This window comes from Arthrobacter sp. H41 (assembly GCF_000520535.1).
Classification (GTDB): Bacteria; Actinomycetota; Actinomycetes; order Actinomycetales; family Micrococcaceae; genus Arthrobacter_D.
The window spans coordinates 17490-25864 of record NZ_KI914789.1 but is presented as its reverse complement, the minus strand read 5'-3'; the positions used below and the strand labels follow the sequence as shown (position 1 = coordinate 25864).

8 protein-coding genes are annotated in these 8375 nt (G+C 67.9%); all 8 read right to left on the bottom strand.

What is annotated here, in order from left to right:
- Positions 1 to 220: 220 nt before the first annotated feature.
- Positions 221 to 1501, bottom strand: coding sequence for a phosphopyruvate hydratase (eno, locus tag Y705_RS0108040; protein WP_026532488.1), 1281 nt, complete (start codon positions 1499 to 1501; stop codon positions 221 to 223).
- Positions 1502 to 1915: 414 nt separating this feature from the next.
- Entirely contained in the window at positions 1916 to 2722 is an 807-nt protein-coding gene (locus Y705_RS0108030) for a MazG nucleotide pyrophosphohydrolase domain-containing protein (protein ID WP_081737901.1), read from the bottom strand.
- 11 nt (positions 2723 to 2733) lie between these two features.
- Positions 2734 to 3903: an adenosine deaminase gene (locus tag Y705_RS0108025; protein WP_049822459.1), complete on the bottom strand. Its 1170-nt coding sequence runs from the start codon at positions 3901 to 3903 to the stop codon at positions 2734 to 2736.
- 10 nt (positions 3904 to 3913) lie between these two features.
- Positions 3914 to 4624, bottom strand: a complete 711-nt coding sequence (locus tag Y705_RS18370; RefSeq protein WP_081737900.1) for a DedA family protein — start codon at positions 4622 to 4624, stop codon at positions 3914 to 3916.
- 137 nt (positions 4625 to 4761) lie between these two features.
- Complete coding sequence (locus Y705_RS0108015; protein ID WP_026532485.1) at positions 4762 to 6048, bottom strand: thymidine phosphorylase; 1287 nt, start codon at positions 6046 to 6048, stop codon at positions 4762 to 4764.
- Positions 6049 to 6082: 34 nt separating this feature from the next.
- A complete protein-coding gene (locus tag Y705_RS0108010) occupies positions 6083 to 6481 on the bottom strand; it encodes a cytidine deaminase (protein ID WP_444826172.1) in 399 nt (132 codons plus the stop codon).
- A gap of 20 nt (positions 6482 to 6501) precedes the next feature.
- A complete protein-coding gene (locus Y705_RS0108005) occupies positions 6502 to 7791 on the bottom strand; it encodes an ABC transporter permease (protein WP_026532483.1) in 1290 nt (429 codons plus the stop codon).
- Positions 7788 to 8375 (bottom strand): ABC transporter permease (locus Y705_RS18365; protein WP_162149057.1); only part of this gene is annotated, 588 nt, incomplete at its 5' end. The genes Y705_RS18365 and Y705_RS0108005, both read right to left, overlap by 4 nt.

The window sequence follows — 8375 nt, the reverse complement described above, 5'->3', positions numbered from 1 at the left end:
ACCCGTGAACCGGCGGTCGGGTGACCGGGCACGGCGGAGTTCGCGGTATGCCCGTTGGGCGGCTCCCCACCCGTCCGCTCCCCCGCCGGTGGCGAGGGACGGACAGCGCGCGGCACCTTGGGGCGGCGGGCGGTCATGTTACTCCTCGGATGGTCGCTGCGGAGGACTGTCGAACCCCGTCCTACGAGGGTAGCCGCCCTCCGGATCAACTGCCGATCAACTACGCCGTGAAACGCGGGAAGGCACTGCGGCCGGCGTACCGTCCGGCGTCGTCGAGCTCCTCCTCGATGCGCAGCAGCTGATTGTACTTCGCCACGCGCTCCGAGCGGGCCGGGGCGCCGGTCTTGATCTGGCCGGCGTTGGTGGCCACGCAGATGTCGGCAATAGTGGTGTCCTCGGTTTCCCCGGACCGGTGCGAGGTGATGGTGGTGTATCCGGCGCGCTGGGCCATGGTGATGGCGTCGAGTGTCTCGGTGAGGGTGCCGATCTGGTTCACCTTGACCAGCAGCGAGTTGGCCGTCTGGTTCTGGATGCCCCGCTCGAGGCGCGTCGGGTTGGTGACGAAGAGGTCGTCGCCGACGATCTGGACCTTGGATCCGATGGCCTCGGTGAGCGCCTTCCAGCCCTCCCAGTCGTCCTCGTCCAGCGGGTCCTCGATGGACACCAGCGGGTAATCACGGACGAGTTCCTCGAAGTAGGCACTCATCTCCGTGGTGCTGAGCGACTTGCCCTCGAAAGTGTAGACGCCGTCGCTGTAGAACTCGGAGGCGGCGACGTCGAGCGCGAAAGCGATATCCGTGCCGGGCGTGTAGCCCGCGCGTTCGACGGCAGTGGTGATGAGGTCCAGCGCGTCGCGGTTGGAGGGCAGGTTCGGCGCGAAGCCGCCCTCGTCGCCGAGCCCGGTTGCCAGGCCCTTCTCCTTCAGCACCGCCTTCAACTCGTGGTAGACCTCGACACCCCAGCGCAGGCCTTCCGAGTAGGACTGCGCACCCAGCGGAACGATCATGAACTCCTGGATGTCGACGTCGGAATCCGCGTGGGATCCGCCGTTCAGGATGTTCATGAGCGGCACGGGCAGGACGTGCGCGTTCGGTCCGCCGAGGTAGCGGTACAGCGGAAGGGCGGAGGATTCAGCAGCCGCGCGGGCGATGGCAAGGGAAACGCCCAGCATCGCGTTGGCGCCGAGGTTCGACTTGTTCTCGGTTCCGTCGAGGTCGATCATGGCCTGGTCGATGGCGCGCTGGTCGGCGGCGTCGAACCCGAGCAGTGCCGGCTGGATCTGCTCGATGACGGCTTCCACGGCCTGGAGGACGCCCTTGCCGAGGTAGCGGTCCTTCTCCCCGTCGCGGCGTTCGTTCGCTTCGAAGGCTCCGGTGGACGCACCGGAGGGGACTGCTGCGCGGCCGAAGGTGTCGTCGTCGAGGAGTACCTCGACCTCGACCGTGGGGTTGCCGCGGGAATCGAGGATTTCCCTTGCATGGATGGCGTCGATAATTGCCATGGAAGTGCTCCTGTTCGTTGGAGTGTCTGGAGGAGGATCTCACTGCAAGCCTAGTTCACGCCGCCGCTGTGCGGACCTCACGGCACTATCCAGCAGGACCTCCAGTCCGGAGCGCGCCACATCTCGCCTGTTCGAGCGGCCCACCGGTTTTCGAAGCCGGACAGTGCCACTTCTCACGCGTTCGAGGGGCCGAACCGCGTGTCCGCAGGCAACACACCGGTTATCAGGAGTCTCTGCGCCGAAAGGCCGTCGCCCTACTCTTGAGGCTGATCCAGTAGCTTCCTGCCCAGCTTCTGGAGGCCGCACCGGGTGTCGTCAAGCAACACGCCGGTCATCAGCCGATTCCAGCCGCAAGACCGGGGCACTATCCCACGCCGGCGGTGCCGGAGCGCACCGCATCCGCAAGCGGTGAGTTCAGGTAGCACCGGTGGCGCTGGCCTGGAAACGGCGGACAGCCTGGCGCAGCGCGAGCTCGGGATCGATTCCCTGCCCGACGGCGGCTGCCGCGAGCGCGAACAGCCTGTCTCCGAGCTCCTCCGCGGTCCGGACATCCGGGTCGACGGCGGCTCCGAGGGCCGGGGAGACTCCCACGGCCGCTGCCCGCGAAAGGCTCTTCGTGGCGAAGGCGAGGGCCGGAAGAGAGCCCGGGATGCCCTCGAAAGGCTCACGGTCCGGCTTTTCGGTCGACTTCACTGCCTGCCAGGTCGCCATGATGTCCTCGATGGACGCAGGGAAGTGCTCCTGCATGGAGCCGTCGGCACAGAACACGTGCGGGTTGCGCCGCACCAGCTTGGCGGTGAGCCCCTCCACCACTGACCCGAGGCCGAAGGCACCGCGTTCGTGCTGCACCTCAGCGTGGAGGACCACCTGGAAGAGGACGTCGCCGAGCTCGCCGCGCAGCTCATCGAGGAGCGAAGCCTGCTTGCCGGACGCGGGGGGCACCTGCGGCCCTGCCTGTTCAGCCTCCACCTGCTCCACCGCGTCGAGGAGCTCGTAGCACTCCTCCACGAGGTACTGCCGAAGGCTCGTCGGGGTGAGCGCGGCGGTCCAGGGGCAGTACTGCCGCAACTGGCCGACCACCGTGAGGAGACGGTCGAGCGCCGGGCCCGGCTGCGGGAACGGACCTGCACGGTCCGCCAACTCGCCGTCCGGCGGTTCGACGGATTGGTCGACGGGCTCGCCGTCCGGCTGGTCCGCCTGCTCGCCGACCGGCTGCTTCATCCGGATCGGCCCTACGACGTCTGGCCTGCGGCCCGATCGAAGCTCGACGCCACGTGCTCGGCTAACGCCTCGCGGTCCTCGAGCGGCAGGAACGTGGCGTCGACGGCGTTGAGCGTCAACTCGAGGAGGTCCCCGAGGTCGTAGCCGAACGTCTCGACCAGCAGCTCGAATTCACCGGTGAGGGTGACACCGCTCATGAGCCGGTTGTCGGTGTTGACCGTGACCTTGAAGCCGAGCTGGTACAGCAGATCGAACGGGTGGCTCTCGATGTCGTCACCGAATGCCTCGACCGCCCCCGTCTGGAGGTTCGATGACGGGCACAGTTCAAGGGGGATGCCGCGGTCCCGAACCCAGGAGGCCACGCTACCCAGATTGGCGATACCGACATCGGCGGCGCCGGCATCGCTGCCGGAATCGGAACTGCCGGAATCGCTGTAGTCGATCTCGATGTCCTCGGCGATCCGGACGCCGTGGCCGAGGCGCAGGGCGCGGCCGTGCACCAGCGCATCGACGATGCTCTCGATTCCTGCTGCTTCACCGGCATGGACAGTGGCGGGGAACTGGTGACTCGCGAGGTAGGTGAAGGCCTCGGCGAAGCGTGCGGCCGGGAAGCCTATCTCCGCCCCGGCGATGTCGAATCCTACGGCGCCCCTGCCGCGGTGGCGGACGGCCAGTTCGGCGATTTCCAGACTGCGGTCCGCGTGCCGCATCGCGGTGATCAGTTGGCCCACCTGGATGACCCGGCCGGCGGCGATCGACGCCGCGGCACCTGCCTCAAGCCCTTCCTGCACTGCTTCGACGGCTTCGTCCAGGCCCAGCCCTCCGGCGACATGCTGCTCGGGTGCCCAGCGGACTTCCCCGTACACCACGCCGTCGGCAGCGAGGTCCTCGACGAACTCCCGAGCCACACGGATCAATGCCTCGCGGGTCTGCATCACCGCGATGGTGTGGTCGAACGTCTCAAGGTAGCGCTCAAGCGATCCTGAGTCCGCCGACTCACGGAACCAGGCACCGAGCGCCTCGGCATCCTGTGCCGGCAGGGTATGCCCGATCTCCGCTGCCAGCTCGAGGATCGTGGCCGGGCGAAGGCCGCCGTCAAGGTGGTCATGGAGGGAGATCTTGGGAAGCGTGGCGATGTCGATGGCGGTGTCGGACACAGGATTCGGTTGCGTTGAAGTCACGGATCCAAGACTACGCGAGGCCCGACTCCACGGGTACGGGCGGAGTTCCCGCGGCCAGGGCTTCGGCTGCGGCTGCACCGGATCCCGCAGGCCTCGCAGCTGCGGGTCCGGAGCCCCGGAACAGCGTGATCACCCGGTCGACCAGCAGCCCGAGGACGACAGCCACCGTCACGGCGACCACCACGCCGAGGAGGTGGTTGTTCTCGAACCAGGCACCGGCAAGCGCGCCGATGCCCACCGAATACGCTGCCCAGACGACACCGGCAAGGGCCGTGAGCGCGACGAACCGCTTCCGGGAGTACCCGGTGGCGCCCGCCGTCAGGTTGACCGCCACCCGGCCGATGGGCACGAAGCGCGCCACCAGGAGCAACGACGCCGCGCGTTTCTCCATTTCGTAGCCTGCCCACTCGAAGGACCGCTGCATACGTGTGCTGCGCATCCATCGGAAACGGCGCGTCCCGATGCCCCTGCCGATCGCGTAGGCGATGTTGTCGCCCGCGAACGCCCCTCCGGCGGCCACTGCGATGAGGATCCAGGGGTTGGGCACGCCCTGGGCGATGATCAGGGAGGCGAGGCCCACCACCACCGACTCGCTCGGGAAGGGTGGAAAGAAGCCGTCCACCGTGCAGCACACGAAGACCAGGAGGTAGACCCAGGGCTGCTCCGCTGCGGCGACCACCAGATCACTGAGGCCGGTGGTGACAGCGTTCCAAACGTCCACGCGCCGGGCTCCTTCGGGTTGGTTCGGCGCCCGTTCACCGAATGGGAAGCGGGTTCCACCAATTCTCCGGCCGTAGAGCACCCGCCCGCATCAGGTAAAGCCCTGACAGGTTCCCGGAACCCGGCAGCAAACCCCTACTACGAGATGCGGTCGAGAATGAGCTGGTGCGCCGGACGCGACCCCTCGGGGGCAATCGTGACGGCGTCGGCCAAGGCTTCCCGGGCCCGCTCGAACTTCCCGGGAGTATCAGTGAGCAGGGTCATCAAGGGCTCGCCTGCCCGCACCACTGCTCCGGGTTTGGCATGCATCCGGACTCCTGCGCCCGCCTGCACAGCGTCCTCCTTACGGGCACGGCCGGCTCCGAGGCGCCATGCGGCAACTCCGACGGCGAGGGCGTCGAGCTCCACCAGCACACCGTCGGCCGGGGCGAGGATCACCTCGGATTCGCGGGCGACGGGCAGCACGGCGCGGGGGTCGCCGCCCTGCGCCTCGATCATGCGGTTCCAGACATCCATCGCCCTACCGTCCTTCAGCGCCGCCGCGGGGTCGGCGTCGGTGACGCCGGCGCAGGCGAGCATCTCCTCCGCGAGGCGGACGGTGAGTTCGACGACGTCGGACGGTCCACCGCCTGCGAGCACCTCGACCGATTCCTCGACCTCGATGGCGTTGCCCGCGGTGAGGCCGAGCGGCGTTCCCATGTCGGTCAGCAGGGCGACCGTGTTCACTCCGGCGTCCTTGCCGAGCGCCACCATGGTGCGTGCCAGCTCCCGTGCCTGCTCCACATCCTTCATGAAGGCACCACTGCCCACCTTGACGTCGAGGACCAGCGAACCGGTTCCCTCGGCGATCTTCTTGCTCATGATGGAGGACGCGATCAGGGGGATCGACTCGACGGTCCCGGTGACGTCGCGCAGTGCGTACAGCTTCTTGTCTGCGGGCGCCAGCCCGGTTCCGGCGGCGCAGATCACCGCGCCCACGTCGGCGAGCTGGCGCATCATCTCGTCATTGCTGAGGTGTGCACGCCAGCCCGGGATGGATTCCAGCTTGTCCAGCGTGCCGCCGGTGTGGCCGAGCCCACGGCCGGAGAGCTGGGGCACTGCGACGCCGAACACCGCTACCAGCGGGGCGAGCGGCAGGGTGGTCTTGTCCCCCACGCCGCCGGTGGAGTGCTTGTCGCTCGTGGGCCTGCCGAGCGCCGAGAAGTCCAGCCGCTCCCCCGAGGCGATCATGGCCGCCGTCCAGCGGGAGATCTCGGCCCGGTCCATGCCGTTGAGCAGGATCGCCATGTTCAGGGCCGCCATCTGCTCTTCGGCGATGGCACCGCGCGTGTAGGCATCGATGGTCCAGTCGATCTGTTCGGGGCTGAGGACGCCCCGATCCCGTTTGATGCGGATGATATCGACGGCGTCGAATGCTTCAGTCATGGAAGTCACCTATTCGAGAGGGAGGGTTTGGTCTTCAGGCGAGGTGCTGCGGGCCGAAGGCGTCCGGCAGCACCTCGTCGATGGTCCGGATGCCGCGAACGGTCAGCAGGACCATCCCGGGCGCCCGGAACTCGTAGAGCAGCTGGCGGCAGCGTCCGCAGGGCATGAGCGTGTTGCCCGCACCGTCCACGCAGCTGAACGCCTCGATCCGGCCGCCCCCGGTCATCGCGAGGCTGCTGACCAGTGCACATTCGGCGCAGAGCGTGAGTCCGTAGGAGGCGTTCTCGACGTTGCAGCCCGAGATGATGCGGCCGTCGTCGATCAGCGCGGCAGCGCCGACCGGGTAGTTGGAGTACGGCACGTAGGCCTTCTCCATTGCGGCGGTGGCGGCTGCAGTGAGATCCGCCCAGGGGATTTCGGTTTCCGTCATTATCCTGTCCTGATGGTTCTGTCCTAGCCCTTGGTGTAGGGGATGCCGCTGGCTCCCGGAGCGCGCGAGCGGCCGACGAGGCCGGCGACGGCGAAGATGGTGACCACATAGGGAAGCATGCGGAGGAACTGGTCCGGCACGGGGGTGCCCAGCAGGCTCAGCACGTTGGTGAGGTTCGTGGCGAATCCGAAGAGGAGCGCGGCGAAGAACGCGCCGATCGGATTCCAGCGCCCGAAGATCAGCGCCGCGAGGGCGATGTAGCCCTGCCCCGCCGTCATGTCGCGTCCGAAGCCGGAGACCAGCACGAGCGTGAAGAAGGAGCCGCCGACGCCGGCGACCACACCGGCGAGCAGCACGTTGGTGAAGCGGAGGCGGTTCACATTGACGCCGAGGGTGTCGGCCGCCTTGGGATGTTCTCCCACCGCACGGGTGCGCAGGCCCCACCGCGAGTGGTAGAGCGCCACGTAGACGGCGGCCACCGCCACGTACATGAGGTAGCCCACGATGGTCTGCTCGAACAGGATCGCCCCGAGGATGGGGATTTCCGAGAGGCCGGGGATGCTGAGAACGGGAAGCTGGGGCGGGCTGTTCCACGTCTCGGAGTCCTCACTGAGCACCGCGGAGAACAGGAAACCGGTGAGCCCGGATACCAGGACGTTGAGGACCACTCCCACGATCACCTGGTTCACGAGGTAGCGGATGCTGAAGACGGCCAGCACGAGCGAGACCATCACGCCCGCCACTGCTGCGGCGATCAGTCCCACGATCGCACTGCCCGAGAGCGACGCAGCGACTGCCGCAGCGAAGGCGCCGAACAGCAACTGCCCCTCGATGGCGATGTTCACCACACCGGACCGCTCGCAAAGGACACCCGAGAGGGAGCCGAAGATCAGCGGCACCGCCAGGGTGACGGACCCGGCCAGCAGGCCGTACAGCGCCACGTTGGGTGTCCGCGCGCTGCCGACCACCCAGGTGAGGAAACCGAGCAGGAAGAGGACGGCGAACGCGGCAAGGAGCCACCGCGGTACGGGTTCCCCGCGGCGTGTCCTCACGACGGCGAAGACCGCGAGTGCAAGCATCCCCAGGGCCGTGAACCAGCCGATCACGGGTGCCGAAAGGACCAGATCGGGCAGCACCAGAGCGTCGCCCGGATCGGACAGGCGGAACGTGACGTCATTGGCGGGCGCCCCGAGGGCGAACCCGAGCAGCGCCAGCAGTGCGAGCACCGACAGGAGGATGGGGTTCTTCCAGTTGCGGACCGCTCCGGGGGCGGCACCCTCGCGAACGGGCGCCGCTGTTGCCGATGTACTCATGCTGTGCCTCCAGTAGCAGCGCTGGTGCGGTCCTTGCTGCGTTTCGGAGCGGCAAAGGCTCCGGGAACCGGGAGCCTGAACAAGGACCGGACCAGCGGCGGGGCCGCGATGAAGAGGACGATCAGGGACTGCACCACGAGCACGATGTCGATGCTGGTTCCCGTCGATGCCTGCATGGTGACGCCGCCGGCGCGGAAGGCGCCGAACAGCAGACCGGCCGCGAAGGTGCCCCAGGGGCTCGACCGTCCGAGGAGGGCGACGGTGATCGCGTCGAAGCCGAAGCTCGCAGCGACACCGGAGGTGAGGACCTTCTCGGTTCCTGAGACCTGGGCCACTCCGGCGAGCCCTGCGAGGGCTCCGGCGATGGCCATCGCGAGGATATAGCCTTTGCTGACACTGATGCCGGCGGTGCGCGCGGCGCTGGGGTTGGCTCCCACTGCCCGGAGTTCGAATCCGACGGTGGAACGGTTGAGGAGCCACCACACGAAGACCGTTGCCAGGACGGCCACCACGAAACCCCAGTGCAGCCGGAATTCGGGCCCGAGCAGGGGCGGGTAGAGCGCCGTGGCGTCGAGTTGGGGGGA